The following is a 17,828-nucleotide window of genomic DNA, read 5'->3' as shown; positions in this document are numbered from 1 at the left end:
GCGGACGCCGACCAACCCCGGCCCGCACGTTATCGATGAAAGGAAATCCGGTGGCACAGAAGGTTCAGGTCCTTCTTGTCGACGACCTCGACGGTGGCGAGGCGGACGAGACCGTGACGTTCGCGCTGGACGGCAAGACGTACGAGATCGATCTCACCACCGCCAATGCGGACAAGCTCCGTGGTCTTCTCGAGCCCTACCTCAAGAGCGGCCGGCGTACCGGAGGCCGTGCTTCGGGTGGCCGCGGAAAGGCGCGTGCCACGTCCGGCGGCAGCCAGGACACCGCGCAGATCCGCGCCTGGGCGAAGGAGAACGGCCTGGAGGTCAATGACCGCGGCCGCGTTCCCGCGACCATCCGCGAGGCGTACGAAAAGGCCAACGGCTGACAACGGCCGGACCCGAAGGCCGACGGCCGGCCCCGCTAAGGGGCCGGGAGGCGAAATCCTCGGCCGGCCGGTGAACGGCGTCGGCCCCACCGCCGACCGGCACCGGCCACGAGCCCGTCGCCCGAGCGGTGGACGGGCCGCGTATCCGTGGCCGGACGGCCACGACCCGCAGGCCTGCGCCGACCGGCGAGCCGGCCCGCGCACGGTGCCGACCGGCCGCCGGGAGTCCACGGCGTCGCCCGGTCGCAGGCCGTCCAGCGATGTCCGGCGGTGGCCCGCCCGGCCAGGGGGACCGGGACCGGGTCAGGACAGCACCGACGGTCGGGCGCACGCGCGCCGCAGGCGGAGCCGGTGGCACTGTGTCGCCGCCGTGCTCACCAGACGCACGAGGTCGGGGGCTTCCCCCCTGCCTCCCAGCGCCGACAGCGTCGGCAGCGAGGGTTCGACCTCGCGGCCGGGCACGGGGGGCCGCAGCCACACGGCGGCCCCCTGCGAACCGACGCCGCCCGTCCGGAGCCCTTTGGCTCCTGTCCGGACGATGACGCCCTCGGGCGGGGCCGGCGCGTCCGTCACGGCGCCCGCGCCCAGTCCCACCAGGTCCAGGTCGAGCGCGCCCCACTCCAGCCACTCCAGCAGCCCCGGCAGCTCCTCCGCGCTGCCCGCCGCGACGAGCACCCGCATACGGTCCGCCCGCACGGCCACCGGGGAGGCCGGACCCAGATGGCGCAGCGCCGCGAGGCCCGCCTCCAGCGGCAGGTCCAGCACGTCGAAGCGGTGTCCCACAACGAGCCGTACCGGCGCGCCGGGCGCCGTTTCCCAGCCCAGCTCCTCCTCGTACCAGCGCCGCACCCCGTCGTCGGGGACGGGCGGCCGACGGGGGAGGGGCACCGGGAGGGGGACCGCGGAGGGGCTGCCGACCATGCCGGGTGCAACCGCCGGAACCGGGCGAAGGTTACGCTGGGTTGCGCGGCGTGCGCGTATCGTGTCGAACACGGGCGGGCGTGGAGTGCGGGCGGGGCGCAAAGTTGTTCGCCCATAGCGGAGGGGGAACCGGCGTGCGCCGCATGGAGTGTCAGTCCCAGCGGGTAAGACATGCCTAGTGGGAGGGGGCGACGCGCAGGGTGTACCCGGGAAAAGGAGTCTCACGTTCGCCATCGGCGTACTGGCGACTGGGGTAACTGCCTGGCCTGCGGGAACATCGTCTCGCACCATCGGGTTGGGACATATGTCGGCGTTCGGGGTCAGGAGGCCATCGACGGTGTCGGCAGTTGGAATGAGCGGTCCCCGCTTGCGGGACTAAGCTGCGGAAGGACAGGGAGGGGAAGTTCCCCCCACTGCCTGACCGCTCTGAGGAGCGATTAACGATGTTCGAGAGGTTCACCGACCGCGCGCGGCGGGTTGTCGTCCTGGCTCAGGAAGAAGCCCGGATGCTCAACCACAACTACATCGGCACCGAGCACATCCTCCTGGGCCTGATCCACGAGGGTGAGGGTGTCGCCGCCAAGGCCCTTGAGAGCCTCGGGATTTCGCTCGAGGCGGTCCGCCAGCAGGTGGAGGAGATCATCGGCCAGGGCCAGCAGGCCCCGTCCGGGCACATCCCCTTCACCCCCCGTGCCAAGAAGGTCCTGGAGCTGTCGCTCCGCGAGGCCCTTCAGCTGGGCCACAACTACATCGGCACGGAGCACATCCTGCTCGGCCTGATCCGTGAGGGCGAGGGCGTCGCCGCCCAGGTCCTGGTCAAGCTGGGCGCCGACCTCAACCGGGTGCGGCAGCAGGTGATCCAGCTGCTCTCCGGTTACCAGGGCAAGGAGACCGCCACCGCCGGCGGCCCTGCCGAGGGCACCCCCTCGACGTCCCTGGTCCTCGACCAGTTCGGCCGGAACCTCACCCAGGCCGCTCGTGAGTCCAAGCTCGACCCGGTCATCGGGCGCGAGAAGGAGATCGAGCGGGTCATGCAGGTGCTGTCCCGCCGTACCAAGAACAACCCGGTGCTGATCGGTGAGCCCGGCGTCGGCAAGACCGCCGTCGTCGAGGGCCTCGCCCAGGCCATCGTCAAGGGTGAGGTGCCCGAGACCCTCAAGGACAAGCACCTCTACACCCTGGACCTCGGTGCCCTGGTCGCCGGCTCCCGCTACCGCGGTGACTTCGAGGAGCGCCTGAAGAAGGTCCTCAAGGAGATCCGCACCCGCGGCGACATCATCCTGTTCATCGACGAGCTGCACACGCTGGTCGGTGCGGGTGCCGCCGAGGGCGCCATCGACGCCGCTTCCATCCTGAAGCCGATGCTGGCCCGCGGTGAGCTGCAGACCATCGGCGCCACCACGCTGGACGAGTACCGCAAGCACCTGGAGAAGGACGCGGCCCTGGAGCGCCGCTTCCAGCCCATCCAGGTCGCCGAGCCGTCCCTGCCGCACACCATCGAGATCCTCAAGGGCCTGCGCGACCGGTACGAGGCGCACCACCGCGTCTCGATCACCGACGAGGCGCTGGTCCAGGCCGCCACCCTGGCCGACCGGTACATCTCGGACCGCTTCCTGCCGGACAAGGCGATCGACCTGATCGACGAGGCCGGTTCCCGGATGCGCATCCGCCGGATGACCGCGCCGCCGGACCTGCGCGAGTTCGACGAGAAGATCGCCGGCGTGCGCCGGGACAAGGAGTCCGCGATCGACTCGCAGGACTTCGAGAAGGCCGCCTCCCTGCGCGACAAGGAGAAGCAGCTCCTGGCCGCCAAGGCCAAGCGGGAGAAGGAGTGGAAGGCCGGCGACATGGACGTCGTCGCCGAGGTCGACGGCGAGCTGATCGCCGAGGTCCTCGCCACGGCCACCGGCATCCCGGTCTTCAAGCTGACCGAGGAGGAGTCCAGCCGCCTGCTCCGCATGGAGGAGGAGCTGCACAAGCGGGTCATCGGCCAGAACGACGCGGTCAAGGCGCTGTCGAAGGCGATCCGCCGTACGCGTGCCGGTCTGAAGGACCCGAAGCGCCCCGGTGGCTCGTTCATCTTCGCCGGCCCGTCCGGTGTCGGTAAGACCGAGCTGTCCAAGGCGCTCGCCGAGTTCCTCTTCGGCGACGAGGACGCGCTGATCTCCCTCGACATGTCGGAGTTCAGCGAGAAGCACACCGTCTCGCGCCTCTTCGGTTCGCCCCCCGGCTACGTGGGCTACGAGGAGGGCGGCCAGCTGACGGAGAAGGTGCGCCGCAAGCCGTTCTCGGTCGTCCTGTTCGACGAGGTCGAGAAGGCCCACCCGGACATCTTCAACTCGCTGCTGCAGATCCTGGAGGACGGTCGCCTGACCGACTCCCAGGGCCGGGTCGTGGACTTCAAGAACACGGTCATCATCATGACGACCAACCTCGGCACCCGGGACATCTCCAAGGGCTTCAACCTGGGCTTCGCGGCCACGGGTGACACGAAGACCAACTACGAGCGCATGAAGAACAAGGTCTCGGACGAGCTCAAGCAGCACTTCCGCCCCGAGTTCCTCAACCGTGTCGACGACGTGGTCGTCTTCCCGCAGCTCACGCAGGCCGACATCCTGCGGATCGTCGACCTGATGATCGGCAAGGTGGACGAGCGCCTGAAGGACCGGGACATGGGCATCGAGCTCTCCCAGTCCGCCAAGGAGCTGCTGGCCAAGAAGGGCTACGACCCCGTCCTGGGCGCCCGGCCGCTGCGCCGGACCATCCAGCGCGAGGTCGAGGACACGCTGTCGGAGAAGATCCTCTTCGGCGAGCTGCGTCCGGGTCACATCGTGGTCGTGGACACCGAGGGCGAGGGCGACGACAAGACCTTCACCTTCCGCGGTGAGGAGAAGTCGGCGCTGCCGGACGTTCCTCCGATCGAGCAGGCGGCCGGCGGAGCCGGTCCGAACCTGAGCAAGGACGCGTGAGCACGCGCCCGGCCTGAACGGCGGAAAAGGGGCCTGCCCCGGGACTTCGGTCCCGGGGCAGGCCCCTTTTTCCATGCCGTGCCGCGGCCCTCAGCGGGCCCTGCCCGGGGTCAGGGGAGTCAGGAGAGCTGCCCGTCGTAGTCGGGCAGCTTGAACGTCCTCTCGGCGTGGCCGCCGGAGAGGTCGGTCGCGCTGTTGCCGATGTTGGCGATGATCGTGTAGCCGTCCTTCTCGATGGCGGCGCGCTGGGCCGTCTTGTAGGCGGCGACGTCCTTGAAGAGGTCCAGGAAGCCGCGGACGCGCAGTCCGGCGACCCGGTAGCCGTCGTGCTCCAGGTTCCACTCGGTGGGGGCCTCGACGATGCCCGGCCGGGCGGTCACGAAGAACAGCGCGACGCCGTGCTCCTGGGCGTACCGGGCGGCTGCCAGCACCGGTCTGTTGGCCGGCTGGGGGAAGCTGAAGCCGAAGTCGGTCTCCAGGGTCGTGTTGTCGACGTCGAAGACGACGGCCTGCTTCTCGCCCGGCCGGGCGTCCGCGATGCGCTGCTCCAGATAGGGCAGGGCCTGGTCCATCACGGCCCGGCAGTCCTGCTGCCAGGTGTCGTAGCCGACCTTCCCGGACGCGGCGGCGACCGCGGGGGTGGCGGCCGGGGCGTCGGTCACCGCCTGAGCGCCCACGGGGACGGCCAGCGCGGTGACGGCGACGGTGGCGACGGCGGTCATACCGGTGCGGCGCGCCCAGGTGCCTGTGGTCATGGGGGTCCTCTCGCGTCCGTGGCGACGGGTTGTTGTGAGCATGCTCGTAGCACAGGGTGGCGGGAGGGGAACCGAACGATTACCAGGTGGTAACTCTGCTGAGACGCGGACCACATGAGCCCCGTCACAGGGGAGGGGGGTTCCACCCCCTCCACCGGTGACAAGCGGCACAGGCGCTCCGTCCCGTACTACGCCGCTTAGTGGGGGACAGGAGCTAAGAAACCGGACATTTAACCCAAGGGAATGATGGGAGATGTGGTCTCTACAGGGGTTTTGTCCCAATTGGGAGGAGTGTCAAGAGATCTGCGCCACTGTCCCTGCTTACTAGGTTTCGTCGTAGTAGGGGGGCTTGAGGGCGGCTTTCCGGCGGGGTTACCAATGTGGAGCCCGCCCGGCGAAGGCACTCAGTCTTCCGGGTGGTCCACACGTCCCCCACCCGTAGAGGTTTCGATGTTCCAGCGCGCCACGTCCCGTTCCGCCCGTCCGGCCAAGCTCCGCACCCGTGCCGCCGTCCTGGCCGCCGGCCTGGGAGTCACCGCCGCGATGGGCGCGGGAGTAGCGTCCGCCGCCGAGACCGCGGCGGCCCCCACCGCCACCGTCGCCAAGTCGGCCACCGCCTGGGTCGACCCGGTGAAGCACTACACGCTCACCGCCTCCTTCGACCAGGGCGGCAGCCACTGGATGCACAAGCACAGCGGTCAGGACTTCGCCGTGCCGATCGGCACCGACGTCGTCGCCGCGCACGGCGGCACCGTCGTCAAGGCCGGCCCCAACGGTGGCGGCGACGGCCCCGCCTACGGCAACGCCATCGTCGTCAAGCACGGCAACGGCACGTACTCCCAGTACGCCCACCTGTCCCGCATCGACGTGAAGGTCGGCCAGGTCGTCGCCACCGGTCAGCACATAGCCCTGTCCGGCAACACCGGCAACACCACCGGCCCGCACCTGCACTTCGAGATCCGCACCACGCCGAACTACGGCTCCGCGGTCAACCCGGTCGTCTTCCTGCGCGCCCACGGCGTGACGGTCTGACCCGACCGGACCCAGAACGGAACGCGGCCGATCGGCCGGCCGGCCATCGCACCGGTCGGCCGGCCGACCGGCCGGACGTTTCACCGCACCGCCGCCCTGCTGACATCAGCGGGCGGCGGTGCCGCTGTCTGCGCGCCCCGGTCTCAGGAACCGTGCGCGTCGCGGTGCGCCTGGGTCACCAGATCGACGGCGACCTCGAGGATGGCCTTGCGCTTGTCGTCGGGGTCGCCTTCGAGGTCCCGCATGACGAACATGCCGGCGTGCAGTGTGAAAAGCGCGCTGATGCACCGGACCTGGTCGGTCAGGCTGGAGTCCGGATCGGTGATGATCTCCCGCAGGCCGTTCATCCGGTCCTTGAACATCTCGCCGATGCGCAGCTCGCGCACGGTCGCCTGGTTCTCCTGCATGAACCGGAACAGGGGGGCCGCCCCGGCGAGCGCCTCGCCGTAACGGCGGACGATCTCCTGCTTGGTCTCCAGGGTGTGCGGCTGCCGCCGTCCCCACTCGATCAGGTCCTCGATCGGGTGCGTCAGATCCTCGAAGAGGCTGACGATGATCTCTTCCTTGGTCTTGAAGTGGTAGTAGAGCGCCGCCTTGGTGACATCGAGGCGCTCGGCGATCTCGCGCAGGGATGTCTTCTCGTACCCCTGCTCGGCGAAGAGTTCGAGGGCCACGTCCTGGATGCGCTGGCGGGTGTCTCCGCGGCGCTGCTGCTTGGTGCCGTCCATCGTGCCACCCATCCTCTTACTCCTCGCGCTTACCGAAAACTTACCTGCCGGCCGGTCGGCGGAAACTTACTTGACGCCCGGCTAGTAAACCTCTACCTTCCAGAGTGTAGTGACTTGCCGGGCGGCAAGTAAGTACCAGGTCCAGCTGGGGGAGTAGGGAACGATGGCGGACGCAGCGATAGCCGGGACGGACACCGCGCCGGCCGGCGAACAACCCAGGAGCGTGCGAGTCGTCCTGCTCGCGCTCATGATCGCGATGATGCTCGCGATGCTCGACAACATGATCGTGGGCACCGCGATGCCGACGATCGTCGGCGAGCTCGGCGGCCTCCAGCACCTGTCGTGGGTGGTGACCGCCTACACCCTGGCCACGGCCGCGGCCACGCCGCTGTGGGGCAAGCTCGGCGACATGTACGGGCGCAAGGGCGCCTTCATGACCTCGATCGTGCTCTTCCTGGTCGGCTCCGCGCTGAGCGGCATGGCGCAGGACATGGGCCAGCTGATCGGCTTCCGCGCGGTCCAGGGGCTCGGCGCGGGCGGTCTGATGGTCGGCGTCATGGCCATCATCGGCGACCTGATCCCGCCCCGGGAGCGCGGCAAGTACCAGGGCATGATGGCCGGCGTCATGGCGCTGGCGATGATCGGCGGCCCGCTGGTCGGCGGCACCATCACCGACAACTGGGGCTGGCGCTGGGCCTTCTACATCAACCTGCCGCTCGGCGCGGTGGCGCTCGTCGCGATCAGCGCCGTGCTGCACCTGCCGAAGAAGCGCTCGCAGGCGCGCGTCGACTACCTGGGCGCCGCGCTGCTCACTCTGGGCATCAGCTCGATCGTGCTCGTCACCACCTGGGGCGGCACGGAGTACGCCTGGACCTCCGCGCGGATCATGGAGCTGACCGCGATCGGCGTGGTCGCGCTGGTCGGGTTCGTCTTCTGGCAGACCAGGGCCTCCGAGCCGATCGTGCCGCTGCACATCTTCCGCAGCCGCAACTTCACCCTGATGTCGCTGATCGGCTTCATCACCGGCTTCGTGATGTTCGGCGCGGTGCTGTTCCTGCCGCTGTACCAGCAGGCGGTGCAGGGCGCCTCCGCGACCAACTCCGGTCTGCTGCTGCTGCCCATGCTCGGCGCGATGCTGGTCGTCTCGATGGTCGCGGGCCGGGTCACCACCAACAGCGGCCGCTACAAGGTCTTCCCGATCGTCGGCGGCGTCCTGATGGTCGTCGGCCTCTACCTGCTGTCCCTCATGGACACGGACACCACCCGGTTCACCTCCGGCCTCTACATGGCCGTCCTCGGCGCCGGCATGGGCTGTCTGATGCAGATCACCATGCTGGTCGCGCAGAACAGCGTGGAGATGAAGGACATGGGCGTGGCCTCCTCGTCCACCACCCTCTTCCGTACGCTCGGCTCGTCCTTCGGCGTGGCGATCATGGGCGCGCTGTTCAACAACCGGGTCGAGCACGTCATGAGCGAGCGGGCCGGCGCGCTGGGCTCCAAGATGACGGAGAAGTCCGCGCAGCTCGACGCCAAGAGCCTGGAGAAGCTGCCGGCGGCGGCCCGTGAGGCCTACCAGCACGCCGTCTCCTCCGGTACGCACTCCGCGTTCCTGCTGGGCTCGGCGATCGGTGTGATCGCGCTGGTCGTGGCGGTGTTCGTCAAGGAGGTGCCGCTCAAGGGCGCCGGGCCGGCCGCGGCCGAGTCCAAGGACGGCGACGCCACGGCCCGCGAGGGCGTCGCGGAAGCGGTCTGAGCCGCCCGCAACGCAGCGACCAACCGCACAGGAAGGGCCCCCGGCCGTGAGCCGGGGGCCCTTCCGCGTGTCGTCCTGCCGCTGGAGCGGCCCCGGCCCTCAGGCGCGCTGCTGCCGGGGCAGCCGGCCTCAGTTGTTCTGCTGCTGGGGCAGCGTCGGATAGCTGCCCGTGTTCGTCGGGGCGTGCTCCGGCAGCCACAGCACGGCGACCGCCCCCTCGGCGGGGACGTGCTCGGGGGCGCCCGCCGGGCGGACGTTGCGGAAGGTGAGCCGGGCGCCGAGGACGCGGGCCTGGCCGGCGGCGATGGTCAGACCGAGGCCGTGACCGCGTCCGGCACGGTCCGAGCTGCCCGTGCGGAAGCGGCTCGGGCCCTCGGCGAGCAGGTCCTCGGGGAAGCCGGGGCCGTGGTCGCGCACCCGGATGACCCGGCCCTCCACGGTCACCTCGATCGGCGGCCTGCCGTGCCGGGCGGCGTTGGCGAGCAGGTTGAACAGCACTCGCTCCAGACGGCGCGGGTCGGTCGTGACCATCGACTCGTGCACCACCCGGACCTCGACGTCCGGGTCCTTCGCCGCCACCCGCCGGGCGACGAACTCGCCGAGCACGATGTCCTGCAGCTCCGCCCGCTCGGAGGCGCCGTCGAGCCGGGCCACCTCCAGGACGTCCTCCACCAGCGTGCGCATGGCCTTCGCCCGGTCCAGGACCAGTTCCGTGGGACGGCCGGGCGGCAGCAGCTCGGCCGCCGTCAGCAGTCCGGTCACCGGGGTGCGCAGCTCGTGCGCGATGTCCGCGGTGACCCGCCGCTCGGCCTCCAGACGCTGCTGCAGCGCGTCCGCCATCGCGTCCACGGCGCGCGCGAGATCGTCGGTCTCGTCGCGTACGACACCGCCGATGGCGTCCCGGACCCGTACGTCCGGCTCTCCCTTGGCGACCTGGTTGGCGGCGGCGGCGGCCTTGCGCAGCCGGCCGGAGAGCTGTCCGCCGATCAGCACGCCCAGGGCGCTGCCGCCCAGGACGGCCGAGATCGAGCCGATGACCAGCGCCTGGTCGAGGTCCCTGAGGATGTTGGCGCTGCGGTCGGTGAAGTGCGTGTGCAGGGAGAGCACATGCCCGCCCTTGATCGGCATGGCCGCCCAGATGTCGGGGGCCCCGCCCGGGTGGTCGGTGACGTAGGTGGCCCGGCGGCCCTGCTGGACCTTGCGCTGGAGCACGGGCGGCAGCAGCGGATCGTCGATCTTGAAGACGGAGGAGGCCGGGCGCCGGCCGGGACGCTCGTAGATCGGCTGGGCGAGCGTGAGCCGGGTGTCGGCGAGGTCGCGCGCGTTGTCGAGCATGGACACCCGGGCGGCGTCGTGCACCACCAGGCTCAGCGCGATCGCCACCAGAGCGCCGACCAGCGCGATGGCGGCGCTGAGCTTCCACCTCAGCCCCGTACGGATGCCCGGCCGTGCCAGGCACCTCGGCAGCAGACGTCGCGTGTTCCCCCGCATGACCGCCCCGCTCAGGCCTTCAGCTTGTAGCCGAAGCCGCGGACCGTCTCGATGCGGTCCTGGCCGATCTTCGTGCGCAGCCGCTGCACATGGACGTCCACGACCCGGGTGTCGCCGCCCCAGCCGTAGTCCCACACCCGCTCTAGGAGCTTGTCCCGGGAGAGCACCGTGCCCGGCGCGGAGGAGAACTCCAGGAGCAGCCGCATCTCGGTCGGGGTGAGCGCCACAGGCCGGCCCGCCCGGAGCACCTCCATGCCCTCGGTGTCGACCTCCAGGTCGCCGAAGGTCAGCACCCCGCCGTCCGCCTCGGCGGAGTCCGCGCCGGCCCGTCCGCCTCCCGCGTGCCCGAAGCGGCGCAGCACCGCGCGGATCCGGGCGACCAGGACGGCGCCGTCGAACGGCTTGGTCACGTAGTCGTCGGCGCCCGCCTCCAGGCCGAGGACGACGTCGATGGAGTCGGCGCGCGCCGACAGCATGATCACCGGGACCGTCGACTCGTCGCGGATGCGGCGGCAGAGGCTGACGCCGTCGAGGCCGGGCACCATCACGTCGAGCAGCGCGATGTCCGGGCGGTCGGCCCGGAACGCCTCCAGCCCCGACAGCCCGTCGGGCATCGCCGTGACCGCGAAGCCGTCCCGCTCCAGGGCGAGCTGCGTGGCCTCGCGGATGACGTCGTCGTCCTCGACGAACAGGACGTGGGTCTGCTCTGCCATCCCGGTGCTCTCAGTCCTCGTCTTTTTCTTCGAATGCTGCGTTCACTGTGTGGACGTGCGCGGCGTTCACCCGTACGGGATCGCGACGGGCCGTCGGCGTGCCTTCACCGGTACATCGGACCGGCGGCCCCGAACGGTTCACTCGCGTCCGCGCGCGCCGATCGGCCGTCCGCCCGGTGCACGTCCGTCCGGTACCCGCCTGTCCGGTACCCGCCCGTCCGCCGTACGTCCGGGCCGCCGGGCCGCCGGTCCGGCCGGTCCGTCCGGACCGCGTCACCGGCATTGTCCCGCCGTCAGTTGTCCGGGTCGGGGACCGGGGAGGCCGAGGCGCCCCCGCCGACGGCCTTGCTGTATTCGTTGTGGGTGGTGAACGCCTTGGCGAAGTCGGTGCCGGACCAGCGGTACGTGATCACGTCCTCGCCGGAAGGATTCGACACCGGGTCGCCCTTCTCGTACACCTGCTTGGTCACGACGAGGTCCCCGCGGTCGATCTCCGCGTAGACCGGGGGTCCCTCGGTCCCGAACACGTTCTCGTACCGGCCACCCCGCTCACGGTACACATACGCGCCCACGCCCACCGCGTCCCCGCAGGTCAGCACGTTGACGACAATGTCGTCGGCGGAGCCCGCGGTCAGCTTGCCGTAGGACACGTCGACCGGGTACTCGTCGGCCGCGCACGGCTTGAGACCGTGTTTCACGGTGGCCGACACCTTCGGGTCGTCCTTCACGAGGCTCACCGCGTCCACCTTGGGCTGCGGCGACTCGCTGGGGGCCGGTGAGGCGGAGGCCGCGGCGCCCGCCACCGAGTTGCCGGCGTGCGCCGGTCCCTCGTCACGGGCGCCCGTGCCGCCCGTGCCGCAGGCGGACACCAGAAGGGCGAGGGCGGCGAGCACGACGACCGTCGTGAACGCCGCCTGGAAGGTGCCCGGAACACCGTCGGGTTCCGGGTCGACACCGGCCTCGCCGGTCAGGCCGCGCAACGCTCCCGCTCCTCACGCTCCAGCGCGCGTGCGTCCAGATCGCGTGCCTCCAGCTCCTCGCGGAGCCGGGCGAGCGCCCGGTGCAGCGTGCTCTTGACCGTTCCCGCGGACATGCCGAGGGCCGCGGCCGTCTCCTCCGTGGACATCTGCTCCCAGTGTCGCAGCACGACGACGCTGCGCTGCTTGGGAGCGAGGACTTTCATGATGTCCATAAGAAGTGCGCGGTCGGCGTGCTGCTCGGTGGAGTCCTCGACGCACGCGTCCGGGAGCTGCTCGGTGGGGACCTCCTCCAGCTTGCGGGCCCGCCACCACTCCGTCCGCGTGTTGATCATGACGCGGCGCAGGTAGGCGTCCGCGAGCCGCTTGTCGGCGATGCCGTCCCAGCGGCCGTACGTCCGCACCAGCGCGGTCTGCAGGAGGTCCTGGGCGTCGATCGGGTCCGGCACCAGCCGGCGTGCGCTGCGCAGCAGCGCGTCCTGCCGGGTACGCACGTACTCCTCGAACTCGAGCACCTCGCCCTGCGCCATGATCAACCGCCTCCGCTCCCCGTTTTCCGGCCCGTGTGCGGCCGGATCCCAAGCTGTGATGCGAACGGCCGTGGTCGGCGGCCGCCCGGTGCCTGTCCGGCACGCAACTGAAGGTACGGAGGGGTTGTCACGGCGCTGTCCGAAGCAGCCTGCGGCCAGCCCTCGGCTGTACGTCGGTTGTGTAACGGACGACGGGACGGGGTAAGGAGGCAGTCCCATTTAGTCCGGTTTCAGGGGGTTTTGCCCCCCTGGATGGTGCGTGTGTCTGTGACACGGAGCCCCCGCACCATCCCTGGGGCTGTCACCCGCCTGTGGGCTGACCGCGCGTCAGGACGTCGGCAGCCGGTACAGCCCGCCCGGCAGTGGCTCCACCAGACCGTCGGCGACCAGCCCGTCCAGGGCGCGGGCCCGCTGGACCGGCTCGTGCCACACCCGGTCCAGTGCCGCCTGCGGAATGGGCGTGTGCGCCTCCCGCAGCACGGCGAGCAGCTTGCCGCGCACCTGCCGGTCCGTGCCGGCGTACGTCTGCCCGCGGCGCGGCGGGCCGTCGTGCTCCGGTTTGCCCGCCAGCCGCCAGGCGCAGTGACCGGCGATCGGGCAGTGGTGGCACGACTCGTTCTTCGCCGTGCACACCAGTGCGCCCAGCTCCATCGAGGCGGCGGCCCAGCGGGCCGCGGTCCGCTCGTCCTCGGGCAGCAGGGTGCGGGCCAGCCGGCGTTCGGCGGCGGTGGTGGCGTTCGGCGGGTACTGCACGCCGGTGACCGCGCGCGCCAGGACGCGCCGGACGTTGGTGTCCAGCACCGCGTGGCGCTGCCCGTAGGCGAAGGAGGCGACCGCCGCCGCCGTGTACTCGCCGATGCCGGGCAGGGCGAGCAGCTGGGCGTGCTCGGTCGGTACGTCGCCGCCGTGCCGTTCCGTTATGGCGACCGCGGCGCCGTGCAGGCGCAGGGCGCGGCGCGGGTAGCCGAGCCGACCCCAGGCGCGGACGGCCTCGCCCGGCGCCTCCTTGGCGAGGTCGGCGGGGCGCGGCCAGCGCTGGAGCCACTGCTCGTAGACGGGCAGCACACGGTTGACGGGCGTCTGCTGCAGCATGAACTCGCTGACCATCACACCCCAGGCGCCGGCGTCGGCGCGCCGCCAGGGCAGGTCGCGGGCGTTGCCCTCGAACCAGGTGATGACCTGGGTGTGCAGGGTCTCGCCGAGCGGGGTGCCAGGGGCGTCGGCGGAGGTGTCGGTGGCGGGGGCCGGGGCAGTGGGGCTGCTGTGCGGGGGCAGTGTGGGCGCAGTCATGACCCTCCCGATCCTGCCACGTGTCGGTGCGAGCCGGTGTGAGGTGAGGCCGGGCGGTGGGTCGCCGTCGGGCGCCGGTGCGCCGCCTCGGGGACGTCGGCCGGGGCGCCGGCTCGGGGGTACGCCGACTCGAGGCCGCGTCGGTCCGGGCGGGTGGGCGGCAGGGACCGGGGCGCGGGGCGGGGTGTCGGCGCGTGCGTTCGCGAGGGCGGGTGGGGGAGTGGCCGGCGGCGACGAGGGCGGCCGCCGTTCCCCCTGCGCGCGCCCTGCCCGTACGCGCCCGGGGCGTGGCGGCCGGTCTGCCCGGCTCCTGTCCCGTACGGCGTGCGCGTCACCGCCGCGTCCGCCGGGCGCGTCCCCGCGGGCCGACGGGGCAGCGGCACAACGACCGCCAGGCCGACGGAGTCGCCAGGTCAACGGAGCCGCCAGGCCGACGGAACCGGTCGGCGCAGCCTCGCCGCACGTCGCCCACCTCGACTGCGTATGCGACGCCTCGTCACCGACCGTACCCGGCACCGGAATCCCGTCACCCTGCGCGACCGCGCGGGGTCGGTGTCCGTCAACGACGGCGACTGGCGGGCGTGTTCCGGAATGATGATCCGGAAAAGTTGTGGTCGGCGCGGCGGGTGGCGCGGGGTAAGTGGACGATCTCTCGTACAGTTTGGGCCGTGGGATCTCTGCGCAATCCGATCGGGCCGCTTCCCGCCTCCATCTACTGGCGACGGCGGGTGCTTCTGGTGTCCGGAGTCGCCCTGCTGGCCCTGCTGATCGTCTGGATCACCACCTCGGGCGGCGGGGGCGGGCACCGGAACGACGGCGGCGCGGCCGACGGCAAGAACCCCTCCCCGTCCACCATCACGCCGGGACCCTCCGGTTCCGGTCCCGCGATCAGCCAACGCCCCGGCGGACGCGACGAGTCCGGCGGCGGTGACTCCGCCGGGCCCGGAACCGGAACCGGAAGCGGTCCCGGCGCGGGCGGCGGTGACGGCTCCGGCGGCTCCGGCGGTTCGGACGGGAGCGGTTCCGGCGGGTCCGCCGACGGCTCGGGGGCCGGTTCCGGGAGCGGCGACGGCGCGGGCGCCGCGCTGCCGGCCGGGAGCACGCTCCCCGACTGCACCACCGGCACGGTCCGGTTGAGCCTGCGCAGCGTCCACAACTCCTACGGCCCCGGCGAGACGCCCACCTTCGAACTGGTCGCCAAGAGCACCGGCGGCAAGGACTGCAAGGTCGACCTCGGGCCCAAGTCCGCGGTGATCACGGTCAGTCCGGCGGGCAGCAGCGACGATTACTGGTCCTCGGACGACTGCCCGAAGACGGCCGGGAAGCTGCTGCTGAAGGTGCCGGCGAACAGCGCCGTCACCCACACCGTGCGCTGGGACCGCAAGCCGAGCGCTCCCCGGTGCGCCACACCCCCGGCGGGCTCGGCCGCGGCGGGGACGTACCTGGTGGAGGCGAAGGTGCCGGGGTACGGCAAGCTGCAGACGTCGTTCGTGCTGTCGGCCGACTGAGCGGACGGCGCCGCCGCGGGGCAACGGGCCGTGAGGCGTCCTTCGGGCGCCGGCGGGGATCCGGCGGCGGGCGAGGGCCCGGCGGGTCAGACGTACCGTTCGAGGATCGAGGACTCCGCCAGCCGGGACAGGCCCTCGCGGACGCTGCGGGCCCGCGCCTCGCCGACGCCGTCCACCGCCTGGAGGTCGTCGACGCTGGCCGCGAGCAGCTTCTGCAGGCCGCCGAAGTGCTCCACCAGGCGGTCGATGATGGCGCCGGGCAGCCGCGGGACCTTGGCCAGCAGGCGGAAGCCGCGCGGGGAGACCGCCGAGTCCAGGGTCTCGGGCGAGCCGGTGTAGCCCAGCGCGCGGGCGACGGTGGACACCTCCAGCAGCTCGGCCTGGGAGAGCTTGTCGAGTTCGGCGAGCGCCTCGTCGACCGTGCGGGAGCGCTTGGCGGTGGGCTCGGGGACGTAGTCCCGGACGACGAGCTCGCGCTCGGGCTCCACGCCCGCGATCAACTCGTCCAGCTGGAGGGCGAGGAGGCGGCCGTCGGTGCCCAGCTCGACCACGTACTCGGCGATCTCGGTGGCGATGCGGCGCACCATCTCCAGGCGCTGCGCGACCGCCGAGACGTCCCGGACCGTCACCAGGTCCTCGATCTCCAGTGCGGACAGCGTGCCCGCCACCTCGTCCAGGCGGAGCTTGTACCGCTCCAGCGTTGCCAGGGCCTGGTTGGCGCGGGAGAGGATCGCCGCGGAGTCCTCCAGGACGCGGCGCTGGCCGTCGACGTAGAGGGCGATCAGTCGCATCGACTGGGAGACGGAGACCACCGGGTAGTTGACCTGCTTGCTGACCCGGTCCGCGGTGCGGTGCCGGGTGCCGGTCTCCTCGGTGGGGATCGTCGGGTCGGGCACCAGCTGCACGCCGGCCCGCAGGATCTTCGACAGGTCCGAGGACAGCACGATGCCGCCGTCCAGCTTGCACAGCTCGCGCAGGCGGGTCGCCGTGAACTCGACGTCCAGGACGAAACCGCCCGTGCACATCGTCTCGACCGTCTTGTCGGAACCCAGCACGATCAGGCCGCCGGTGTTGCCGCGGAGCACCCGCTCCAGTCCGTCCCGCAGAGCGGTGCCGGGCGCCACGGCGCTCAGCGAGGCGCGCATCAGGCCATCGGCGCCGGAACTCCCACCGGACTTTCCGGGAGCTGCTGCCCGGTCGTTGGCTGCCACTGCACTCCTCCGGTCGCGGGTTCTTCAGGCGCTCCCGTTTCGCACACACGGTTCGTACGGACGGGCGAGACCAGGGCAAAGTCTACCGGCGGTCCTCCTGCTCCCGTGGGGCCTCTCGGCGGCGGGAGCGGGGCAGCACCCGCAGCGCGTCCCCTATGTCGGCCACTTCCAGGACCTTCATCCCCGGTGGGATCTTCCCCGGGTCGCCCGGCACCAGCGCGTGCGTGAAGCCCAGGCGGTGGGCCTCCGCCAGGCGCCGCTGCACGCCCGTGACCCGTCTGACCTCGCCCGCCAGGCCCACCTCGCCGATCGCGACCAGGTTCTTCGGCAGCGGGGTGTCGCTGGCCGCCGAGGCCAGGGCGAGGGCGACGGCGAGGTCGGCCGCCGGCTCGGACAGCTTCACGCCGCCGACCGTCGCCGAGTAGATGTCCCGCTTGCCCAGCGCGCTGATCCGGCCCCGCTGCTCCAGCACGGCCAGCATCATCGACACCCGGGAGGTCTCCAGCCCCGACGTCGTACGGCGCGGGGAGGGGATCTGGGAGTCGACGGTGAGCGCCTGCACCTCGGCGACCAGCGGGCGGCGGCCCTCCAGGGTGACCGTCAGACAGGTGCCGGGCACCGGCTCGGCGCGCCGGGTCAGGAACAGGCCGCTGGGGTCGGCCAGGCCCGTGATGCCCTCGTCGTGCAGTTCGAAGCAGCCGACCTCGTCCGTCGCGCCGTACCGGTTCTTGACGCCGCGGACCAGGCGCAGGCGCGCGTGCCGGTCGCCCTCGAAGTGCAGCACCACGTCCACGAGGTGCTCCAGCAGGCGCGGGCCGGCGATCGCGCCGTCCTTGGTGACGTGGCCCACCAGCAGCGTGGACATGCCGCGCTCCTTGGAGGCGCGGATCAGCGCGCCGGCCACCTCCCGCACCTGGGCCATGCCGCCGGGCGCGCCGTCGATCTCGGGGGAGGCCACCGTCTGCACCGAGTCCAGGATCAGCAGCGAGGGCTTGACCGCGTCCAGGTGGCCGAGGACGGAGGACAGGTCGGTCTCGGCGGCGAGGTAGAGGTGGTCGTCGATGGCGCCGATGCGGTCGGCGCGCAGTCTGACCTGGCTCGCCGACTCCTCGCCCGTGACGTACAGCGTGCGGTGCTCGTCGCTCGCGGCCTTGGCGGCCACGTCCAGCAGCAGCGTGGACTTGCCGACGCCGGGCTCGCCCGCGAGCAGGACGACCGCGCCGGGGACGAGCCCGCCGCCGAGCACCCGGTCCAGCTCGGGCACTCCGGTGGAGCGGGCGGTGGCCTGCCGGCCGTCCACCTGGCCGATGGGCAGGGCGGAGGTGGTGACCCGGCCCGGCGCCGTGGTGCGGACCGCGGGCGCGCCGTACTCCTCGATCGTGCCCCAGGCCTGGCACTCGGGGCAGCGGCCGAGCCACTTGGCCGTCTGCCAGCCGCATTCCGTGCAGCGGTAGGACGGGCGGTCCTTGGTGGTCTTCGTACGGGCAGCCATGGGGGAAACCGTAGCCGCCGCCACTGACAACGCGCCCCACCGTATTCGAACAGACTCGAACAGAGAGGTGTG

Annotated in this window: 15 protein-coding genes; 5 read left to right on the top strand and 10 right to left on the bottom strand. The window is 71.6% G+C overall.

Annotation, left to right across the window (positions count from 1 at the left end):
- The first annotated feature begins 50 nt into the window (after positions 1–50).
- Entirely contained in the window at positions 51–386 is a 336-nt protein-coding gene (locus ACH5A8_RS09685; RefSeq protein WP_398999878.1) for an Lsr2 family protein, read from the top strand.
- A 303-nt stretch (positions 387–689) separates the two neighbouring features.
- On the opposite strand, the gene ACH5A8_RS09680 is transcribed toward ACH5A8_RS09685, so the two are convergent.
- On the bottom strand, positions 690–1,307 hold the full coding sequence (locus ACH5A8_RS09680) for an SCO3374 family protein (protein WP_398999876.1): 618 nt from the start codon (positions 1,305–1,307) through the stop codon (positions 690–692).
- A gap of 443 nt (positions 1,308–1,750) precedes the next feature.
- Here ACH5A8_RS09680 and ACH5A8_RS09675 point away from each other — a divergent pair, with 443 nt between their 5' ends.
- Positions 1,751–4,276: an ATP-dependent Clp protease ATP-binding subunit gene (locus ACH5A8_RS09675; protein WP_398999874.1), complete on the top strand. Its 2,526-nt coding sequence runs from the start codon at positions 1,751–1,753 to the stop codon at positions 4,274–4,276.
- A 119-nt stretch (positions 4,277–4,395) separates the two neighbouring features.
- Here ACH5A8_RS09675 and ACH5A8_RS09670 read toward each other — a convergent pair whose 3' ends face one another.
- A complete protein-coding gene (locus ACH5A8_RS09670) occupies positions 4,396–5,031 on the bottom strand; it encodes an HAD family acid phosphatase (RefSeq protein WP_398999872.1) in 636 nt (211 codons plus the stop codon).
- Positions 5,032–5,481: 450 nt separating this feature from the next.
- On the opposite strand from ACH5A8_RS09670, the gene ACH5A8_RS09665 reads away from it, so the two are divergent.
- Complete coding sequence (locus tag ACH5A8_RS09665; RefSeq protein ID WP_398999869.1) at positions 5,482–6,063, top strand: M23 family metallopeptidase; 582 nt, start codon at positions 5,482–5,484, stop codon at positions 6,061–6,063.
- Positions 6,064–6,206: 143 nt separating this feature from the next.
- Here ACH5A8_RS09665 and ACH5A8_RS09660 read toward each other — a convergent pair whose 3' ends face one another.
- Positions 6,207–6,803 carry a TetR/AcrR family transcriptional regulator gene (locus ACH5A8_RS09660; protein WP_396318906.1) on the bottom strand — a complete coding sequence of 199 codons (597 nt, stop codon included), beginning with the start codon at positions 6,801–6,803 and terminating at the stop codon, positions 6,207–6,209.
- Positions 6,804–6,954: 151 nt separating this feature from the next.
- On the opposite strand from ACH5A8_RS09660, the gene ACH5A8_RS09655 reads away from it, so the two are divergent.
- A complete protein-coding gene (locus ACH5A8_RS09655) occupies positions 6,955–8,544 on the top strand; it encodes an MDR family MFS transporter (RefSeq protein WP_398999867.1) in 1,590 nt (529 codons plus the stop codon).
- A gap of 129 nt (positions 8,545–8,673) precedes the next feature.
- Here ACH5A8_RS09655 and cseC read toward each other — a convergent pair whose 3' ends face one another.
- The 5 genes from cseC to ACH5A8_RS09630 all read right to left on the bottom strand — a co-directional run bounded on the left by cseC (position 8,674) and on the right by ACH5A8_RS09630 (position 13,545).
- On the bottom strand, positions 8,674–10,035 hold the full coding sequence (gene cseC / locus ACH5A8_RS09650; RefSeq protein WP_398999865.1) for a two-component system sensor histidine kinase CseC: 1,362 nt from the start codon (positions 10,033–10,035) through the stop codon (positions 8,674–8,676).
- Between the two features lie 11 nt (positions 10,036–10,046).
- Entirely contained in the window at positions 10,047–10,748 is a 702-nt protein-coding gene (gene cseB / locus ACH5A8_RS09645) for a two-component system response regulator CseB (RefSeq protein ID WP_398999863.1), read from the bottom strand.
- A gap of 293 nt (positions 10,749–11,041) precedes the next feature.
- Positions 11,042–11,728 (bottom strand): hypothetical protein, encoded by a 687-nt coding sequence (locus ACH5A8_RS09640; protein WP_398999861.1) that lies wholly within the window; start codon positions 11,726–11,728, stop codon positions 11,042–11,044.
- Entirely contained in the window at positions 11,716–12,255 is a 540-nt protein-coding gene (locus ACH5A8_RS09635) for a SigE family RNA polymerase sigma factor (RefSeq protein WP_164586009.1), read from the bottom strand. The genes ACH5A8_RS09640 and ACH5A8_RS09635 overlap by 13 nt, the downstream gene beginning before the upstream one ends.
- 327 nt (positions 12,256–12,582) lie before the next feature.
- A complete protein-coding gene (locus tag ACH5A8_RS09630) occupies positions 12,583–13,545 on the bottom strand; it encodes an A/G-specific adenine glycosylase (protein WP_398999859.1) in 963 nt (320 codons plus the stop codon).
- Positions 13,546–14,213: 668 nt separating this feature from the next.
- Here ACH5A8_RS09630 and ACH5A8_RS09625 point away from each other — a divergent pair.
- On the top strand, positions 14,214–15,053 hold the full coding sequence (locus tag ACH5A8_RS09625; protein WP_398999857.1) for a hypothetical protein: 840 nt from the start codon (positions 14,214–14,216) through the stop codon (positions 15,051–15,053).
- A gap of 86 nt (positions 15,054–15,139) precedes the next feature.
- Here the strand turns inward: ACH5A8_RS09625 and disA are convergent, their stop codons facing one another.
- Entirely contained in the window at positions 15,140–16,264 is a 1,125-nt protein-coding gene (disA, locus tag ACH5A8_RS09620) for a DNA integrity scanning diadenylate cyclase DisA (protein ID WP_398999854.1), read from the bottom strand.
- Between the two features lie 82 nt (positions 16,265–16,346).
- Positions 16,347–17,756 carry a DNA repair protein RadA gene (radA, locus tag ACH5A8_RS09615; protein WP_398999852.1) on the bottom strand — a complete coding sequence of 470 codons (1,410 nt, stop codon included), beginning with the start codon at positions 17,754–17,756 and terminating at the stop codon, positions 16,347–16,349.
- Positions 17,757–17,828 lie beyond the last annotated feature (72 nt).

Origin of the sequence: Streptomyces sp. NPDC018610 (genome assembly GCF_044391765.1) — a bacterium.
Lineage (GTDB): Bacteria > Actinomycetota > Actinomycetes > Streptomycetales > Streptomycetaceae > Streptomyces.
Note: the sequence above shows the minus strand (reverse complement) of the source record. Positions and strands in the feature narration are given on the sequence as shown.